This window comes from Geodermatophilus sp. URMC 61, assembly GCF_052931555.1.
This window is the reverse complement of the sequence record NZ_JBRFHZ010000002.1, coordinates 2,981,376-2,997,939: the sequence shown is the minus strand read 5'-3', so window position 1 is coordinate 2,997,939 and position 16,564 is coordinate 2,981,376. Positions and strand designations below refer to the sequence as shown.

Below are 16,564 nucleotides of genomic sequence, written 5' to 3'. Positions count from 1 at the left end.
CCGGCGGAGCGGTAGCCTGACCCTCTGCCCGGTTCCGGGCCGACGGCGTGTCCGCCGTCCCCCCGGCGGCCGGGACACCGGCTCCGGACCACCGTGCGCGTGCCGCCGTCCGAGCCCAGGAGAGGGAGGGAGCCGTGTCCGCCGCCCCCCGCACCGACCCCGTCGCCACCCGGCTGGCCGGGCTGGTCGCGCCGGTCGTCGAGGCCGCCGGCTACGACCTCGAGGAGCTGGTCGTCACCCCCGCCGGCCGGCGCAGCATCGTCCGCGTCGTGGTCGACCGGGACGCCGGCGTCACCCTCGACGACGTCGCGGAGGTCAGCCGCGCGGTGTCCACCGCCCTCGACGAGCACGACGGCGGGTTCGGCAGTGCCCCGTACGTGCTGGAGGTCACCAGCCCCGGAGTCGACCGGCCGCTGACCGAGCCGCGGCACTGGCGACGGAACACCGGACGGCTGGTCACCGTTCCCGTGGGGCCCGCGGGCTCGGCCGAGCAGGTGACCGCGCGGGTGCTGGAGGTCGACGGCGACGGGGTGACCCTCGCGGTGGAGGCGAAGGGCAAGCCCGGGGCGAAGAAGCGGCCGCCCACCCGCCGGCAGGTGCCCTGGCAGGAGTTGGGCGCCGGGCGGGTGCAGGTCGAGTTCGGCCGCGGGCGGGCGGGCGAGGACGAGGTGGGTGCAGAGCCCGAGGACCCCACGGCGCAGCCGGATCCCGCGGACGACGACGACGGAGGAGGACAGTGAACATCGACGTGACCGCCCTCAAGGCGGTCGAGCGGGAGAAGGGCATCCCGGCCGACACCGTCATCGAGGCGATCGAGACGGCCCTGGTGACCGCGTACCGGCACGCCGACGGCGCGAGCAAGCACGTGCGGGTGCACGTCGACCGCAAGACCGGCGAGGTCGCGGTGCTCGCCCAGGAGCTCGGGCCGGACGGCGCGGTCGTCCGCGAGTGGGACGACACCCCGCAGGACTTCGGCCGCATCGCGGCCAGCACCGCCAAGCAGGTCATCGTCCAGCGGCTGCGCGACGCCGAGCACGAGCAGACCTTCGGCGAGTACGCGGGCAAGGAGGGCGACATCGTCAGCGGCATCGTGCAGGCAGACCAGCGGCGCAACGCCAGCGGCACGGTGCTCGTCGACATCGGCAAGGTCGAGGCGGTGCTGCCCGCGGCCGAGCAGGTGCCGGGGGAGAGCTACCCCCACGGCAGCCGGCTGAGGGCCTACGTGGTGTCGGTCGCGCGCACCTACCGCGGTCCGCAGGTGACCGTCTCGCGGACCCACCCGAACCTGGTCCGCAAGCTCTTCGCCCTCGAGGTCCCCGAGATCGCCGACGGCAGCGTCGAGATCGTCGCGGTCGCGCGCGAGGCCGGGCACCGCTCGAAGATCGCCGTCCGCACCTCGGTGCCCGGGCTCAACGCCAAGGGCGCCTGCATCGGCCCGATGGGGCAGCGGGTGCGCAACGTCATGAGCGAGCTGCACGGCGAGAAGATCGACATCGTCGACTGGTCCGACGACCCCGCGACCTTCGTCGCCTCGGCGCTGAGCCCGGCGCGGGTCTCCAGCGCCCAGCTCGTCGACCGCCAGGCGAAGGCCGTGCGGGTCGTCGTCCCCGATTACCAGCTGTCGCTGGCGATCGGCAAGGAGGGCCAGAACGCCCGCCTGGCCGCGCGGCTGACCGGTTGCCGGATCGACATCCGCAGCGACGCCCAGCTCGACGACGCCACCCCCTCACCGGGCGTCGGCCGCGCGCCGCTGCGCTCGGGGGCGCCTGCCGCTCGCGGCGGCCGCCCCGGGGGTCCGAGCGCGGGCGCACGTCCCGGTCGGGTGCCCGGTGGCCGGAGCCCGGAACACCCGGGGCCCTCAGCGCGCTAGAGTGCAGGGTGGCCGAAACGTCGATCCCGGTGCGCACCTGTGTGGGCTGCCGGAAGCGCGCTCCGGTCACCGACCTGCTGCGCGTCGTCGCGCGGGACGGGGCGCTCGTCCCCGACCCCCGACGGAGGCTCCCCGGCCGGGGTGCCTCGCTGCACCCCACCTCGGAGTGCCTGCACGCAGCGGAGCGACGCCGGGCCTTCCCCCGGGCGCTGCGCCTCCCCGGAGGCGGCGGCTCCCCGGTGGAGGCCGGTCCGCTCCGGGAGCACGTCCTCGGCGCGCCTGTGGCGCCCCCCGGGGAGCGGGTCCCGGACGGGCGAGGACGCACGAACGACAACCGCACCAACACAGACGGACCCGCACCCGGCGGGTCCGCACGTCGAGAGCAGGACGTCGTCGGATGAGCAAGCCGTGAAGTCCCCACGATGAGCCGCCCCACCATGCAGTACTGACGACGAGGTCGCGCGGGCCAGCCGCCGGCCTCATACAGAGGAGATCCGTGCCAGGCAAAGCCCGCGTACACGAACTCGCCAAGGAGTTCGGTGTCGACAGCAAGACCGTGCTCGCCAAGCTCAAGGAGCAGGGCGAGTTCGTGAAGTCCGCTTCCTCCACCGTCGAGGCCCCTGTGGCCCGGCGGCTCCGGGAGGCCTTCGTCGCGTCCGGTTCCAACGGCGGCAACGGTGGTGGCCAGGCGGCCGCTCCGAGGCCCGCCCCGCGCCCGGGTCCGCGTCCCGCGCAGGCCCCGGCCGCCGCGGCTCCGGCCGCGCCGGCCGCTCCTGCGGCTCCCGCTCCGGCTCCGGCCGCGCCGGCCGCTCCTGCGGCCCCCGCTCCGGCTCCGGCCCCCACGCCGCAGTCGCCGGCGACCCGCGCCCCCGGCGCTCCGGCCCCGGGCCCGCGCCCGGGTGCGGCCCGTCCCAGTGCGCCCGTCCCCGGTCCGCGGCCGACCGCTCCGCAGCCCCAGGCCCCGGCGGCCAGCGCGCCGACCCAGCAGCCGCCCGCGGCGCCCAGCGGCCCGCGTCCGGCGGGTGCCCCGCGCCCCGCTCCGGCCGGTGGCCCCACCCCGGGCCCGCGTCCGGCCGCCCCGGGTGCCGGTCCGCGACCGGGCCCGCGCCCGGCTCCGCGCCCCGGTAACAACCCCTTCAGCAGCGCTCCCCGTCCGGCTCCGGCCGGCGGTGCGCCGCGTCCCGGCCCCGCCGGTGGCCCGCGTCCGGGTCCCGGAGCCGGCGGCCCGCGGCCCGGTCCGGCCGGCCCCGGCGGTCCCCGTCCGGGTCCCGGTGCCGGCGGTCCGCGCCCGGCGGCCGGTGGCCCGCGTCCGGGTCCCGGTGCCGGCGGTCCGCGCCCGGCGGCCGGTCCCGGCGGTCCACGGCCGAACCCCGGCATGATGCCGTCGCGTCCGTCGCCCGGCAATATGCCGCCGCGGCCGGCTGGTGCCGGCCGTCCCGGTGCGCCTGCCGGTCGTGGCCGTCCCGGGGGTGGTCCCGGTGGCGGTGGCGGCGGCTTCCGTCCCGGTGGCGGTGGCCCCGGTGGCGGTGGCGGTGGCGCTCCCGCCGGCGGCGGTTTCCGCGGTGGCGGCGGTGGCCGCGGCCGTGCTCGTGGCGGCTCCGGTGCGGGCACCGCGGGCGCCTTCGGTCGTCCCGGCGGGCGTGGCCCGGTCCGTGGGCGCAAGAGCAAGAAGCAGCGGCGTCAGGAGTTCGACTCCATGGCGGCGCCCAGCATGGGCGGCGTCAGCCTGCCGCGGGGCAACGGGCAGACCGTCCGGCTGCCGCGCGGTGCCTCGCTGACCGACCTCGCCGAGAAGATCGGCGCCCAGCCGGCCGCGCTGGTCACCGCCCTGTTCCACCTCGGTGAGATGGTCACCGCGACCCAGTCGGTCAACGACGAGACGCTGCAGCTGCTCGGCGCAGAAATCGACTGGGACATCCAGGTCGTCAGCCCCGAGGACGAGGACCGCGAGCTGCTCGAGACCTTCGACCTCACCTTCGGCGACGAGGGTGACGAGGAGGACTGGGAGGCCCGCCCGCCGGTGGTGACCGTCATGGGTCACGTCGACCACGGCAAGACCAAGCTGCTGGACGCCATCCGCAACACCAACGTGGTGGCGCGGGAGGCCGGCGGCATCACCCAGCACATCGGCGCCTACCAGATCACCACCGAGCTGGAGGGTGAGGAGCGCCCGATCACCTTCATCGACACCCCGGGTCACGAGTCGTTCACCGCGATGCGTGCCCGCGGCGCGAAGGTGACCGACATCGTCGTCCTGGTCGTGGCCGCCGACGACGGCGTCATGCCGCAGACGGTCGAGGCGCTCAACCACGCCCAGGCCGCCGAGGTGCCGATCGTGGTCGCGGTCAACAAGATCGACAAGGAGGGGGCCAACCCCGCCAAGATCCGCCAGCAGCTCACCGAGTACGGGCTGGTGGCCGAGGAGTACGGCGGCGACACCATGTTCGTCGACGTCTCCGCGACCACCCGCCAGGGCATCGAGGACCTGCTGACCGCGATCCTGCTGACCGCCGATGCCTCGCTGGACCTCCGGGCCAACACCCAGATGGACCCGCAGGGCGTCGTCATCGAGGGCAAGCTGGACAAGGGCCGTGGCCCCGTCGCCACGGTGCTGGTCCAGCGCGGCACGCTGCGCCAGGGCGACTCGATCGTGGCCGGCGACGCCTACGGGCGGGTCCGGTCGCTGCTCGACGAGCACGGCAACAAGCTCAAGGAGGCGCTGCCCGCGCGTCCGGTGCAGGTCGTCGGGCTCACCTCCGTGCCCCGCGCCGGCGACACGTTCCTCGTCGTCGAGGAGGACCGCGTCGCCCGGCAGATCGCCGACCGCCGCCAGGCCCGCATCCGCAACGCGCAGAACGCGTCGATGCGCAAGCGGATCAGCCTGGAGGACCTCGACGCTGCGCTCAAGGAGAACCGTCAGCTCAACCTGATCATCAAGGGCGACAACTCGGGCACCGTGGAGGCGCTCGAGGACGCGCTGATGAAGATCGAGGTGAGCGACGACGTCTCGCTGCGGGTCATCCACCGCGGCGTCGGGTCGATCACCAAGAGCGACATCGACCTGGCGCTGGCCGACGACGTCATCGTCCTGGGCTTCAACGTCCGGGCCGAGGGTCAGGCCACCGAGCTGGCCAACCGCGAGGGCATCGACGTCCGGTACTACTCGGTCATCTACCAGGCGATCGAGGAGATCGAGGCGGCCCTCAAGGGCATGCTCAAGCCGGAGTTCGAGGAGGTCGGGCTCGGCACGGCGGAGGTCCGCGAGGTCTTCCGGGTGCCGCGCATCGGCAATGTCGCCGGCTCCATCGTCCGCAGCGGCACGATCACCCGGAACTCCAGGGCCCGGCTGGTCCGTGACGGCGTGGTCGTCGCCGACAACCTCACCGTCGAGTCGCTCCGTCGCTTCAAGGACGACGTGACCGAGGTCCGCGAGGGCTACGAGTGCGGTATCGGTCTCGGGTCGTTCAACGACATCAAGGTCGAGGACGTCATCGAGACCTTCGAGATGCGCGAGAAGCCGCGCGCGTAAGCAGGAGGACCCCCTTGCCTCCTCACCACTCGCGAGCTCGTGGCGGGGCTCGGCAAGGGGGCCAGGAGCCGGTCCCGCGCCGTGGGGTGCGGGACCGGCTCCGCCCGGCAGCGAGGAGGCGGTGAGCGTGTTCACCGGCACGCTCACCGCCGACCTGCTGCTGGGCGACGTCCACTCGCTCAAGGGGAAGCGGTCCGTGGTCCGGCCGATCGTGGCCGAGCTGCGACGCCGGTACGCCGTGGCCGCCGCCGAGGTCGGTGACCAGGACCTGCACCGCCGCGTGCAGGTCGGGGTGGCCACGGTGGCCGGGGACGTCGCTCAGGTGACCGACGTCCTCGACGCCTGCGAGCGGTTGCTGGCCGACCGGCCGGAGGTGACGCTGCTCTCGACGCACCGGCAGTTGTTCAGCGACACCGACTGAGGACCCCTGCCCCCACGGCTCGCAGGCTCGCGGCGGGACCCTGCAGGGGCCGGGGACCCGTGACGGGGCCGCGGCGGGCCCTGCAGGGGCCGCTCCCGGCCGAGTCCCGGCCGACTCGTACCACCCGCCCCGCGCTCGCGGGGCGCCCAGCACCAGGAGGTCCGATGGCCGACCCGGCCCGCGCCCGCAAGCTCGCGGTGCGCATCCGCCAGATCGTCTCCGCCGCGATCGAGACGCAGGTCAAGGACCCGCGGCTGGGCATGGTGACCGTCACCGACGCCCGCGTGACCAGCGACCTGCGTGAGGCGACCGTCTTCTACACCGTCTACGGTGACCCGACCCAGGTCGAGGACTCCGCCAAGGCCCTCGCGTCGGCCACCGGCGTGCTGCGCTCGACCGTCGGCAGGCAGACGGGTGTCAAGTTCGTGCCCACGCTCACCTTCGTCGCCGACCACGTGCCCGACACCGCGCGCGAACTCGATGCCGCGCTCGAGCGGGTGCGGCACGCCGACGCCGAGCTCGCCCGCATCCGCGTCGGCGCGAGGTACGCCGGCGACGCCGACCCCTACCGCCGTCCCCCCGAGGACGACGACGAGGACGACGCCGCCGAGGACCGGTCGGACGGCGGGACTGCCGATGACATGGCCGACGAGCCCACCCAGCGCAGGAGCGTCTCATGAGCGAGAGCGACCCGGACCCGAACCTGCCGGACGAGGGGCAGGGCCGCTCGGAGCTGGGCGGCCGCCCCGAGCCCGACGCCGGCGACCCCACCCGGGGCGGCAAGCGGGGCGAGATCGGCGAGGCACCGAGCATCGCCTCCGACGAGCCCGACGACGGCGGGGGCTACCCGGTCGGCGGCGGGCTGGTGACCGAGGAGGAGAACGCGCCCCCGGTCGCCGACCCCGGCCCGGCGTCGTGACGATCTCCCTCCCGCGCGGCACGGACCTGATCGACCGGGCCGCCGCCGTTCTCGCCGAGGCGGCCGCGGCCCGGGCCACCGTCGTCCTCTCCGGGCACGTGCAGCCCGACGCCGACGCCCTCGGCAGCACGCTGGCCCTCGCCGAGGGCCTGCGGCGCCGCGGCGCCCGGGTGCTGGCCACGTTCCCCGACCCGTTCACCCTGCCGGCGTCGCTGGCGTGGATGCCCGGGGCCGGGGGGCTCGTGCCCTCCTCGGCGGTACCCGCGTCCCCCGACGTGTTCGTCAGCCTCGACGCCGCCTCGCCGGCCCGGCTCGGTGAGCTGGCCGCACTGCTGGACGGCGCGGCCACCTCCGTGGTCGTCGACCACCACGCGAGCAACCCCGGCTTCGGCGACGTCCGCGTCGTCGACCCGGTCGCACCGGCGACCGTCGTCCTCGTCGCCGACCTGCTCGACGGGCTCGGCGTCGCCCTCGACGCGCGGCTGGCCACCTGCCTCTACGCCGGGCTCACCGCCGACACCGGCTCCTTCCGGTTCGCCAACACCCGCCCCGACACCCACGACCTCGCCGGCCGGCTGCTGGCGGCCGGCATCGACCACGCCGCCATCAGCCAGCGGCTGTTCGACACCGCTCCGTTCGGCTGGCTGGGGCTGCTCTCGGTCGTCGCCGGCCGCGCCGTGCTGGAGGCCGAGGTCGGCGCGGGCCTGGTGTGGACCTGGTCCAGCACGGCGGAGGCCGCCGAGCACGGCCTGCCCGGCGAGCAGCTCGAGGCGCTGGTGGACGTCGTCCGGTCCACCCAGGAGGCCGATGTGGCCTGCGTGCTCAAGGGCCAGGACGACGGCTCCTGGTCGGTGTCGCTGCGCTCCCGCGGCGCCACGGACGTCGCTCGCGTGGCCATGGCGCTGGGCGGTGGCGGCCACCGCGCCGCCGCCGGCTTCACCTCCTACGAGGACCGCGAGGCCACCATCCGGAGCGTCCGGGCCCTGCTCGCCGGGTGATGTCGCGCCCGTCCTCCTCCCGGCGAGATCGCCGATCTCGTACGGATCCGGCCCCACAACCGAGGGAGATCGCCGATCTCGCCACGGAGCGACGACGGGCGCCCGGGGTGCTGGCCCTGGCCGCGCCTGCGTTGGTCGTGCTCGCCGCGGAGCCGCTGTACCTGCTGGTCGACACCGCCGTCGTCGGGAACCTGGGCACGGTCGCGCTCGGCGGGCTCGCCGTCGGTGGCGGGCTGCTGGCGTGGGCGGCCGCGCTGCTGAACTTCCTCGCCTACGGCACCACCGCCCGCGCTGCCCGCCGCGCCGGCGCCGGTGACCGGGCCGGTGCGGTCGCCGAGGGCGTGCAGGCCACCTGGCTGGCGCTGGCGCTCGGCCTGGCGGTGCTCGTGCTGTTCCAGCTGCTCGCCGGCCCGCTCACCCGGCTGCTCGCCGGCAGCGACGGACCGGTGGCCGTGGCGGGGGAGAGCTGGCTGCGCGTGGCCTCTCTCGGCGTGCCGCTGTTGCTGGTCTCCCTGGCCGGCAACGGCTGGCTGCGTGGCGTGCAGGAGCTGCGCCGCCCCATGCGCTACGTCCTGGCCGGCAGCCTCGCCAGCCTGGTGCTCTGCCCCCTGCTCGTGCACGCCGCGGGACTGGGGCTGGTCGGCTCGGCGGTCGCCAACGTCGCCGGGCAGACGCTCACCGCCACCCTCTTCGTCCGGTCGCTGCTGCGCGAGGGCGTCGCCCGGCGGCCCCGCCTCGCGGCGCTCCGGGCGCAGCTGGTCATCGGCCGCGACCTGCTGCTGCGGGCCGCCGTGCTGCAGGTGTCCTTCCTCGTGGCGACCGGCGTGGTCGCCCGCGCCGGCACCGCCGAGCTCGGCGCGCACCAGATCGCCATCCAGCTGTTCTTCTTCCTCGCCCTGGTGCTCGACGCCTACGCCATCGCCGCGCAGACCCTGGTGGGCCAGGCCCTCGGCGCGGCTCGTCCGGACGCCGCCCGCGAGACCGCGCGACGGGTCACCCTCTGGGGCCTGGGCACCGGCGTGGTGGTCGCGGCCGCGCTCCTCGCGCTGCGACCGGTGGTGCTGCCGCTGTTCACCGACGACCCCGCGGTCGTGGCGCAGGCGACCGTGGCCTGGTGGTTCCTCGCCGCCATGCAGCCGCTGGCCGGTGTCGTGTTCGCCCTGGACGGCGTGCTGATGGGCGCCGGTGACGTCGGCTACCTGCGCACGGTGACGATCGGCGCGGCGCTCGTCGGCTTCGTCCCGCTGTCGCTGCTCGCCGTCCCGCTGGGGTGGGGGCTGGCCGGCGTGTGGACCGGCCTCACCCTGTTCATCACGCTCCGGCTGGTCGGCGTGCTCGTCCGGGTGGCGGGTGATCGCTGGCTGCAGGCGCCTGAGACGGTGACGGCGTGAGCAGACGCAAGGACGCCGACGTCCCTCCGGGCCTGCTGCTGGTCGACAAGCCGGGCGGCATGACCTCGCACGACGTCGTGGCCCGCGCCCGGCGGGTGCTCTCGGTCCGGAAGGTCGGACACGCCGGCACGCTGGACCCGATGGCCACCGGCCTGCTGGTCCTCGGGGTCGGGACGGCCACCCGGCTGCTCGGGTACGTCGGGGGGCACGACAAGACCTACGAGGCGACCATCCGGCTCGGCCAGACCACCGTCACCGACGACCGCGAGGGCGAGGTCCTCGTCACCACCCCGGCCGGGCACCTGGACGACGACGCCGTCACCGCCGCCCTGGGCGCGCAGACCGGCCGGCTGCTGCAGGTGCCCTCGTCGGTGAGCGCGGTCAAGGTCGCCGGCCGCCGCTCCTACGACCGGGTGCGCGCCGGCGAGGAGGTGGTGCTGGAGCCGCGGGCGGTGACCGTCCACCGGCTGGTCGTCCACCGGGTCACCCGCCCCACGCCGGACCTGGTGGACGTCGACGTGACCATCGCCTGCACCGCCGGCACCTACGTCCGTGCCATCGCGCGCGACGCCGGCGCCGTGCTCGGTGTGGGTGGGCACCTCACCGCGCTGCGCCGCACCGCCTCCGGCCCGTTCACGGTGGCGGAGGCCGCGCCGGTCGAGGAGGCGGGGCGGGCACTGGCGGCCGGCGGGGGGCCGGGCGTGCTCGGTCTCACCGCAGCCGCCCGTGCCGTCTTCCCGGTGCGCACGCTGACCGACGAGGAGGCGCGCGCCCTCGGGTACGGGCAGCGGATCCCCGCCACCGGCTGCCCCGGCCTGTACGCCGCGGTGGACGGCGCGGACCGGCTGGTCGCCCTGGTCGAGGACGCCGGCGCCACCGCCCGCGTCGCGGTCGGCTTCCCGCCCGGGTGAGGTACTGGAACGGCTCCCGTGCAGGCGGAAGGACCCCCTGCTACCCACCGCTCGCAGGCTCGCGGCGGGGCCCTGCAGGGGGCCGAGCGGGGGCACGGGGGTCCTCCCTCAGCCGCGCGCGATCCGGCCGATGAGCGAGTCGTCGAGGTGCGCGAGCAGGTCGGCCGGGTCGTCGTAGACCTCGTCGGCGCCGGCGTCCTCCAGCTCGGCCCGGGAGATGCCGCCGCAGGTGAGCGCGATGCAGGGCAGGTCGGCGTCCCGCGCCGACCGCACGTCCCACACCGTGTCGCCGACCGCGACCGTGCGCGCGGCGTCCAGGCCGTTGTCGGTGACGGCGGTCTGCAGCAGGTCGGGTGCGGGCTTGGCCGAGTCGACGTCGGCGGACGTGGTGGCGCCGTCGACGACGTCCTCGCCGCCGATGGCCGGCACCATCCACTCCAGGTCGGACTCCTTGCCGCTGGTCGCCAGCACCACGGCCAGGCCCCGCTCCCGGCAGGCCGTGAGCAGCTCGTCCACCCGGGGGAAGGCGTCCACCAGCTCCCGCAGGGGCTGGTACCGCTCGTCCTTCGCTGCGGAGATCTCCTCCGCATCGGGGACGTCGTCCCCCAGCAGGTGCGCGACCAGCTCCGTGCTGGCGATGCCGATGGCGCGGTGGCAGTCGGCCATCGACACCTCCGGGTGGCCGGTGTCGCGGAAGGCGCGCCACCAGGCGAGGACCTGGAGGTAGTTCGTGTCCAGCAGCGTGCCGTCGACGTCGAGGAGGACGCCGGGCCGCGGAGCCGAGGTCATCGCGCCATCCTCACCCCGGCCCGACGGGCCCGCAGGGTCGCGGGATTGACCGGCCGCCCCGCCGGGAAGGGGGCGTCCATGAGCGTCGTCAAGATCAACGCGATCACCGTGCCCAAGGACAAGCAGGAGCGCTTCGAGGAGCGCTTCAAGGGCCGCGCCGGTGCCGTCGAGAACACCCCGGGCTTCGAGTGGTTCGAGCTCCTGCGCCCCCTGGAGGGCACCGACCAGTACCTCGTCTACACCCGCTGGGAGAGCGAGGAGGCGTACCGGGCGTGGGAGTCCGGTCAGGACTTCGCCCGCGCCCACGAGGGCGGCGGGTCCGAGCTCGCGCCGGCGGCCAGCGCCTCCTCCCACCTGTGGTCCTACGAGGTGATCGAGAGCGCGGCACCCGACCGACCGTGACCGCCCACGGCGGTCCTCGCCGGTGCGGTCGGCGGCGGAGCTAGGGTGGGCGGGCGGTCCGGCAGCCGCCGGACCGCCCCTCGGATCCGCGCACGCCGCAGGTGGGAGCCATGACCGACACGCTCGCCGACAGCCGTACCACTTCCCGGGTGTTCACCGAGGGCGTGCCGGTGGTCGTGGAGGACGTGCGGCGCCGCCCCGCCGCGGAGCGCAACGAGCTGCTGGCCGACCCGGGCTTCGGTCGCTACTTCACCGACTCGATGTTCGTGGCGCGCTACCGCGTCGGCGAGGGTTGGTACGACGCCCGGCTGACCTCCTACGCGCCGTTGCAGGTGGACCCGGCCACCGCCGCCCTGCACTACGCGCAGTCGATCTTCGAGGGGCTCAAGGCCTACGCCCAGCCCGACGGCAGCGTCGCCACCTTCCGTCCCGAGGCCAACGCCGCCCGCTTCGTCCGCGGCGCCAAGCGGCTGGCCATGCCGCCGGTCCCCGAGGAGGCCTTCCTCGCCGCCGTCGACGCCCTCGTCGACGCCGACCGCGACTGGGTGCCCACCGGTCCCGACCAGACCCTCTACCTGCGCCCCTACCAGCTGGCGACCGAGCCGTTCCTCGGCGTCCGCCCGGCGCACGAGTACCTGTTCCTGGTGATCGCCAGCCCGGCCGGCGCCTACTTCCCCCGCGGTGTGCACCCGGTCTCGGTGTACCTGTCCGAGGACTACATCCGGGCCGCGCCCGGCGGCACCGGCGACGTCAAGTGCGCCGGCAACTACGCGGCCAGCCTGCTGGCCCAGGAGCAGGCGATCGACGCCGGCTGCGACCAGGTCGTCTGGCTCGACGCGGTCGAGAAGCGCTACGTCGAGGAGATGGGCGGGATGAACCTGTTCTTCGTCCTCGGCTCCGGGGACGACGCCGAGCTGGTCACCCCCGAGCTCACCGGCACCCTGCTGCCCGGCATCACCCGCGACTCGTTGATCACCGTCGCCCGCGAGATGGGGCACCGGGTCACCGAGCGGCGCTTCAGCGTGGAGGAGTGGCGCTCCGGCGTCGCCGACGGCACGGTCACCGAGACCTTCGCCTGCGGCACCGCCGCGGTCATCACACCGGTCGGCGAGGTCAAGGCGCGCACCGGCGACTTCACCGTCGGCAACGGCGAGCCCGGGCCGCTGACCATGCGGCTGCGCGAACACCTGCTCGACATCCAGCACGGTCGGGTGCCCGACACCCACGGCTGGCTGCACCGGGTCGCCTGAGCGGCTCGGACGCATCGACGTGCGCCGGTGGCGGGGGCTGGAGGCGACCCCCGGGGACCTGGGACGCACGGTGGTCACCGTCGGCATGTACGACGGCGTCCACCGCGGTCACCAGAAGCTGATCGGCACCGCCGTGGCGCGGGCCCACGCGCTGGGCCGGCCCTGCCTGCTGCTCACCTTCGACCCGCATCCCTCCGAGGTCGTGCGGCCGGGCTCGCACCCGGCGATCCTCACCTCGCTGGACCGCAAGGCCGAGCTGGTCGCCGAACTGGGCGTGGACGAGATGTGCGTCCTGCCGTTCACCCCGGAGTTCATGCGCCTCTCGCCCGAGACGTTCACCCACACCGTGCTGGTGGAGCACCTGCACGCCGCCTCGGTGGTGGTGGGGGAGAACTTCACCTACGGCCACCGGGCGGCCGGCAACGTCACGACGCTCGCGCAGGAGGGGCGGCGTTTCGGGTTCACCGTGGAGCCGGTCCCGCTGGCCGGTGACTCCTCGGCGGACGGCGAGATCACCATCTCCTCGACCTACGTCCGGGCGTGCGTCGCGGCCGGGGACATGGTGTCGGCCGCGCGGGCCCTGGGCCGGCCGCACCGCATCGAGGGCGTCGTCGTCCGCGGGGACCGGCGTGGCCGCGAGCTGGGCTACCCGACGGCGAACGTGGAGTCCCCGCCGTTCACCGCGATCCCGGCCGACGGCGTCTACGCCGGGAGTGTGGTCATCCTCGACCCGCGTACCGGGGCCAGCGTGAGCACCTCGCCGGCGGCGATCTCGGTGGGCACGAACCCCACGTTCCAGGGCAGCAGGCGCACGGTCGAGGCGTACCTGCTCGACTTCGACGGCGACCTGTACGGCGAGCACGTCGGGGTGGAGTTCGTGCAGCGGCTGCGTCCGATGTCCGCCTTCTCCGGCGTCGACGAACTGGTCGCCCAGATGGACCGCGACGTCGCCGAGACGCGCACGGTCCTCGGGGTCACCCCGCAGTCGTCGTCCTGATCGCGGCGCGACCGGTCGGGGATGGCACGCCGCCGGGGTGGACTCGGCGCGGGGGCCGGAGGCCTCCCGCCGAGGACACGGGCAGCGGCTCATCGGCGGTGGGGGACGGCTCCTGGCCGCGGTGTCGTCCGGAGGACGACGGACGGTGGGGTAGCCTGATCGATGGTCGGTCGACCCGACCTGTGTGCAGCCTGCCCCCGTGACAGAGACCGGGGGCCACACGTGACCTGCCTCCGGAGGCGATCCATGGCGCTCGACAGCGCGACGAAGCAGCAGATCATGACCGAGTACGCCACGGTCGAGAAGGACACCGGTTCTCCCGAGGTGCAGGTCGCGATGCTGACCCGCCGGATCAGCGACCTGACCGAGCACCTCAAGCAGCACAAGCACGACCACCACAGCCGGCGGGGGCTGCTCCTGCTGGTCGGTCGTCGTCGCCGGCTGCTGAACTACCTGGCCAAGACCGACATCAACCGGTACCGGTCGCTCATCGAGCGGCTCGGCCTGCGCCGGTAAACCAGAGGGGACCGTCCCGGCCGGGACGGTCCCCTCTCTCGTGCGGCACCCGCCGCACGGGCCCAGGCAGCGCGCCGGAGGTCCGACGCTGGTCGGTCCTCGGTAGTGGCCCCCGGGCATGCCCCTCCGCGCGAGGGGGAACGTCTCCCGTGGGCTTCGATCGAAGACCGGTCACCCGGGCGCAGTTCGGCGCAGACGCCACAAGAGGACGTCGCCGCATGCGACGTAGGAAGAGGACACCGTGTCCGCACCCACCACCCAGCACAGCACCGCCGCGGAGTTCGACCCCGAGGACGGGGTCACCACCGCCACCGCGGTCATCGACAACGGCAGCTTCGGCAGCCGCACCGTCACCTTCGAGACCGGCCGCCTGGCCAAGCAGGCCGCCGGCTCCGTCGTCGTCAGCATGGGCGACACGATGCTGCTGTCGGCCACCACGGCCGGCAAGCAGCCCAAGGAGCACTTCGACTTCTTCCCGCTGACGGTGGACGTCGAGGAGCGCATGTACGCCGCCGGGCGCATCCCCGGTTCGTTCTTCCGCCGCGAGGGCCGACCCTCCGAGGACGCGATCCTCACCTGCCGGCTCATCGACCGTCCGCTGCGCCCGACCTTCGCCAAGGGCCTGCGCAACGAGGTCCAGGTGGTCATCACCGTCCTGTCGCTGGACCCCGACCACCTCTACGACGTGCTGGCCATCAACGGCGCCTCGGCGTCGACCCAGCTCTCGGGCCTGCCCTTCTCCGGCCCGGTCGGCGGCACCCGCGTCGCGCTGGTGAACGGCCAGTGGGTGGCCTTCCCGACCAACGCCGAGCTCGAGGACGCCGTCTTCGACATGGTCGTGGCCGGCCGCGTCCTCCCGGACGGCGACGTCGCGATCATGATGGTCGAGGCCGAGGCGACCGAGAAGACGATCGAGCTGGTCGCCGGCGGCGCCACCGCCCCGACCGAGGAGGTCGTCGCCCAGGGCCTCGAGGCCGCCAAGCCCTTCATCAAGGCGCTGTGCGACGCGCAGGCGGCGCTGGCCGAGAAGGCCGCCAAGCCGGTCGCGGACTTCCCGCGGTTCCTGGAATACCAGGACGACGTCTACGCGGCCGTGGAGTCGCACGCCGCTGCCCGGTTGGCCGAGGTCCAGGCGATCGCCGGCAAGCAGGAGCGCAACGACGCCACCGACGAGCTCAAGGACGAGACCGTCGCCGCGCTCGCCGGCCAGTTCGAGGGCCGCGAGAAGGAGGTCTCCGCGGCCTTCCGCGCGGTGACCAAGAAGGTCGTCCGGCAGCGGATCCTGCGGGACAAGGTCCGCATCGACGGCCGTGGCCTCACCGACATCCGCCCGCTCTCGGCCGAAGTCGAGGTCATCCCGCGGGTGCACGGCTCGGCGCTGTTCGAGCGCGGCGAGACCCAGATCCTCGGCGTCACCACGCTGAACATGCTCCGCATGGAGCAGCAGCTGGACACGCTCTCGCCGGTGACCCGCAAGCGCTACATGCACAACTACAACTTCCCGCCCTACTCCACGGGTGAGACCGGTCGCGTGGGCTCGCCCAAGCGCCGGGAGATCGGCCACGGCGCGCTCGCCGAGCGGGCACTGATCCCGGTGCTGCCCGACCGCGAGGAGTTCCCCTACGCGATCCGGCAGGTGTCGGAGGCGCTGGGCTCCAACGGCTCGACGTCCATGGGCTCGGTCTGCGCCTCGACCCTGGCGCTGCTCAACGCCGGTGTGCCGCTGCGCGCCCCGGTCGCCGGCATCGCCATGGGCCTGGTGTCCGACGAGGTCGACGGCAAGACCGAGTACGTCGCGCTGACCGACATCCTCGGCGCCGAGGACGCCTTCGGTGACATGGACTTCAAGGTCGCCGGCACGCGGGACCTCGTCACCGCGCTACAGCTGGACACCAAGCTCGACGGCATCCCGTCCGACGTGCTGGCCCAGGCGCTGACCCAGGCCCGCGCCGCCCGGCTGCACATCCTCGACGTGATGAACGAGGCCATCGACGCCCCTGACGAGATGAGCCCGTACGCCCCGCGGGTGACCACGGTGCGCATCCCGGTCGACAAGATCGGCGCGGTCATCGGCCCCAAGGGTCAGATGATCAACGCCATCCAGGACGAGACCGGCGCGGACATCACCATCGAGGACGACGGCACGATCTACGTCGGCGCCTCCGACGGCCCCTCGGCCCAGGCGGCGGTGGACCGGATCAACGCCATCGCCAACCCGCAGATGCCCAAGGTCGGGGAGCGCTTCCTCGGCACGGTCGTCAAGACCACTCCCTTCGGCGCCTTCGTCTCCCTGCTCCCGGGCAAGGACGGTCTCGTGCACATCAGCAAGCTGGGTGGCGGCAAGCGGATCGGCAAGGTCGAGGACGTCGTCAACGTCGGCGACAAGCTGCAGGTCGAGATCACCGACATCGACGCCCGCGGCAAGATCAGCCTGGTGCCCGTCGCGGCCGAGGGTGACGGCGCTGCCGAGGCCGCGCCGGCCGGCAACGCCGAGACCGCCGCGCCCGCGGAGGCATGACCGAGCTCGCGAGGTCGTGCGAGGGCAGAGCACCACTGGGCACGTGTCCGACG

Annotated in this window: 16 protein-coding genes and 1 pseudogene; 16 read left to right on the top strand and 1 reads right to left on the bottom strand. The window is 74.4% G+C overall.

Going from position 1 to position 16,564, the window contains the following annotated elements; translation table 11 throughout:
* Nucleotides 1-134 precede the first annotated feature (134 nt).
* The 11 genes and pseudogenes from rimP to truB all read left to right on the top strand — a co-directional run bounded on the left by rimP (nt 135) and on the right by truB (nt 10,039).
* Entirely contained in the window at nt 135-740 is a 606-nt protein-coding gene (gene rimP, locus ACU610_RS13890; protein WP_446768298.1) for a ribosome maturation factor RimP, read from the top strand.
* Nucleotides 737-1,870 carry a transcription termination factor NusA gene (gene nusA, locus ACU610_RS13885; protein ID WP_446768297.1) on the top strand — a complete coding sequence of 378 codons (1,134 nt, stop codon included), beginning with the start codon at nt 737-739 and terminating at the stop codon, nt 1,868-1,870. The genes rimP and nusA overlap by 4 nt, the downstream gene beginning before the upstream one ends.
* Nucleotides 1,871-1,878: 8 nt before the next feature.
* Complete coding sequence (locus ACU610_RS13880; protein ID WP_446768296.1) at nt 1,879-2,271, top strand: YlxR family protein; 393 nt, start codon at nt 1,879-1,881, stop codon at nt 2,269-2,271.
* 95 nt (nt 2,272-2,366) lie between these two features.
* A pseudogene (locus ACU610_RS13875) lies at nt 2,367-2,507 on the top strand (translation initiation factor IF-2 N-terminal domain-containing protein); the annotation flags it as partial.
* 1,059 nt (nt 2,508-3,566) lie between these two features.
* Entirely contained in the window at nt 3,567-5,399 is a 1,833-nt protein-coding gene (infB, locus tag ACU610_RS13870; RefSeq protein ID WP_446770724.1) for a translation initiation factor IF-2, read from the top strand.
* A 121-nt stretch (nt 5,400-5,520) separates the two neighbouring features.
* Nucleotides 5,521-5,820, top strand: a complete 300-nt coding sequence (locus ACU610_RS13865; protein WP_446768295.1) for a DUF503 domain-containing protein — start codon at nt 5,521-5,523, stop codon at nt 5,818-5,820.
* A 164-nt stretch (nt 5,821-5,984) separates the two neighbouring features.
* Nucleotides 5,985-6,500, top strand: a complete 516-nt coding sequence (rbfA, locus tag ACU610_RS13860) for a 30S ribosome-binding factor RbfA (protein ID WP_446768294.1) — start codon at nt 5,985-5,987, stop codon at nt 6,498-6,500.
* Nucleotides 6,497-6,739: a hypothetical protein gene (locus tag ACU610_RS13855; protein ID WP_446768293.1), complete on the top strand. Its 243-nt coding sequence runs from the start codon at nt 6,497-6,499 to the stop codon at nt 6,737-6,739. The genes rbfA and ACU610_RS13855 overlap by 4 nt, the downstream gene beginning before the upstream one ends.
* Nucleotides 6,736-7,737 carry a DHH family phosphoesterase gene (locus ACU610_RS13850; RefSeq protein WP_446768292.1) on the top strand — a complete coding sequence of 334 codons (1,002 nt, stop codon included), beginning with the start codon at nt 6,736-6,738 and terminating at the stop codon, nt 7,735-7,737. Before ACU610_RS13855 ends, ACU610_RS13850 begins: the two co-directional genes overlap by 4 nt.
* Nucleotides 7,738-7,844: 107 nt before the next feature.
* Nucleotides 7,845-9,128 carry an MATE family efflux transporter gene (locus ACU610_RS13845; protein WP_446768291.1) on the top strand — a complete coding sequence of 428 codons (1,284 nt, stop codon included), beginning with the start codon at nt 7,845-7,847 and terminating at the stop codon, nt 9,126-9,128.
* Entirely contained in the window at nt 9,125-10,039 is a 915-nt protein-coding gene (gene truB, locus ACU610_RS13840) for a tRNA pseudouridine(55) synthase TruB (RefSeq protein ID WP_446768290.1), read from the top strand. Before ACU610_RS13845 ends, truB begins: the two co-directional genes overlap by 4 nt.
* A 108-nt stretch (nt 10,040-10,147) precedes the next feature.
* On the opposite strand, the gene ACU610_RS13835 is transcribed toward truB, so the two are convergent.
* Complete coding sequence (locus ACU610_RS13835; protein ID WP_446768289.1) at nt 10,148-10,828, bottom strand: HAD family hydrolase; 681 nt, start codon at nt 10,826-10,828, stop codon at nt 10,148-10,150.
* Nucleotides 10,829-10,906: 78 nt separating this feature from the next.
* Between ACU610_RS13835 and ACU610_RS13830 the strand changes: the two genes are divergently transcribed.
* From ACU610_RS13830 to ACU610_RS13810, 5 genes are all read left to right on the top strand, one after another.
* A complete protein-coding gene (locus ACU610_RS13830) occupies nt 10,907-11,230 on the top strand; it encodes an antibiotic biosynthesis monooxygenase family protein (protein ID WP_446768288.1) in 324 nt (107 codons plus the stop codon).
* Between the two features lie 110 nt (nt 11,231-11,340).
* Nucleotides 11,341-12,480, top strand: coding sequence for a branched-chain amino acid aminotransferase (locus ACU610_RS13825; protein ID WP_446768287.1), 1,140 nt, complete (start codon nt 11,341-11,343; stop codon nt 12,478-12,480).
* A 19-nt stretch (nt 12,481-12,499) separates the two neighbouring features.
* Entirely contained in the window at nt 12,500-13,477 is a 978-nt protein-coding gene (locus ACU610_RS13820) for a bifunctional riboflavin kinase/FAD synthetase (protein WP_446768286.1), read from the top strand.
* Nucleotides 13,478-13,723: 246 nt separating this feature from the next.
* Complete coding sequence (gene rpsO, locus ACU610_RS13815; RefSeq protein WP_072920360.1) at nt 13,724-13,993, top strand: 30S ribosomal protein S15; 270 nt, start codon at nt 13,724-13,726, stop codon at nt 13,991-13,993.
* A 241-nt stretch (nt 13,994-14,234) separates the two neighbouring features.
* A complete protein-coding gene (locus ACU610_RS13810) occupies nt 14,235-16,511 on the top strand; it encodes a polyribonucleotide nucleotidyltransferase (RefSeq protein WP_446768285.1) in 2,277 nt (758 codons plus the stop codon).
* The last annotated feature ends 53 nt before the right edge of the window (nt 16,512-16,564 follow it).

Bases quoted from the DNA above. Each gene is read 5' to 3' on its own strand.
- infB (WP_446770724.1), top strand. From the start codon at position 3,567: ATGGCGGCGCCCAGCATGGGCGGCGTCAGCCTGCCGCGGGGCAACGGG.
- rbfA (WP_446768294.1), top strand. From the start codon at position 5,985: ATGGCCGACCCGGCCCGCGCCCGCAAGCTCGCGGTGCGCATCCGCCAG.
- ACU610_RS13855 (WP_446768293.1), top strand. From the start codon at position 6,497: ATGAGCGAGAGCGACCCGGACCCGAACCTGCCGGACGAGGGGCAGGGC.
- ACU610_RS13835 (WP_446768289.1), bottom strand. From the start codon at position 10,828: ATGACCTCGGCTCCGCGGCCCGGCGTCCTCCTCGACGTCGACGGCACG.
- ACU610_RS13830 (WP_446768288.1), top strand. From the start codon at position 10,907: ATGAGCGTCGTCAAGATCAACGCGATCACCGTGCCCAAGGACAAGCAG.
- ACU610_RS13825 (WP_446768287.1), top strand. From the start codon at position 11,341: ATGACCGACACGCTCGCCGACAGCCGTACCACTTCCCGGGTGTTCACC.
- rpsO (WP_072920360.1), top strand. From the start codon at position 13,724: ATGGCGCTCGACAGCGCGACGAAGCAGCAGATCATGACCGAGTACGCC.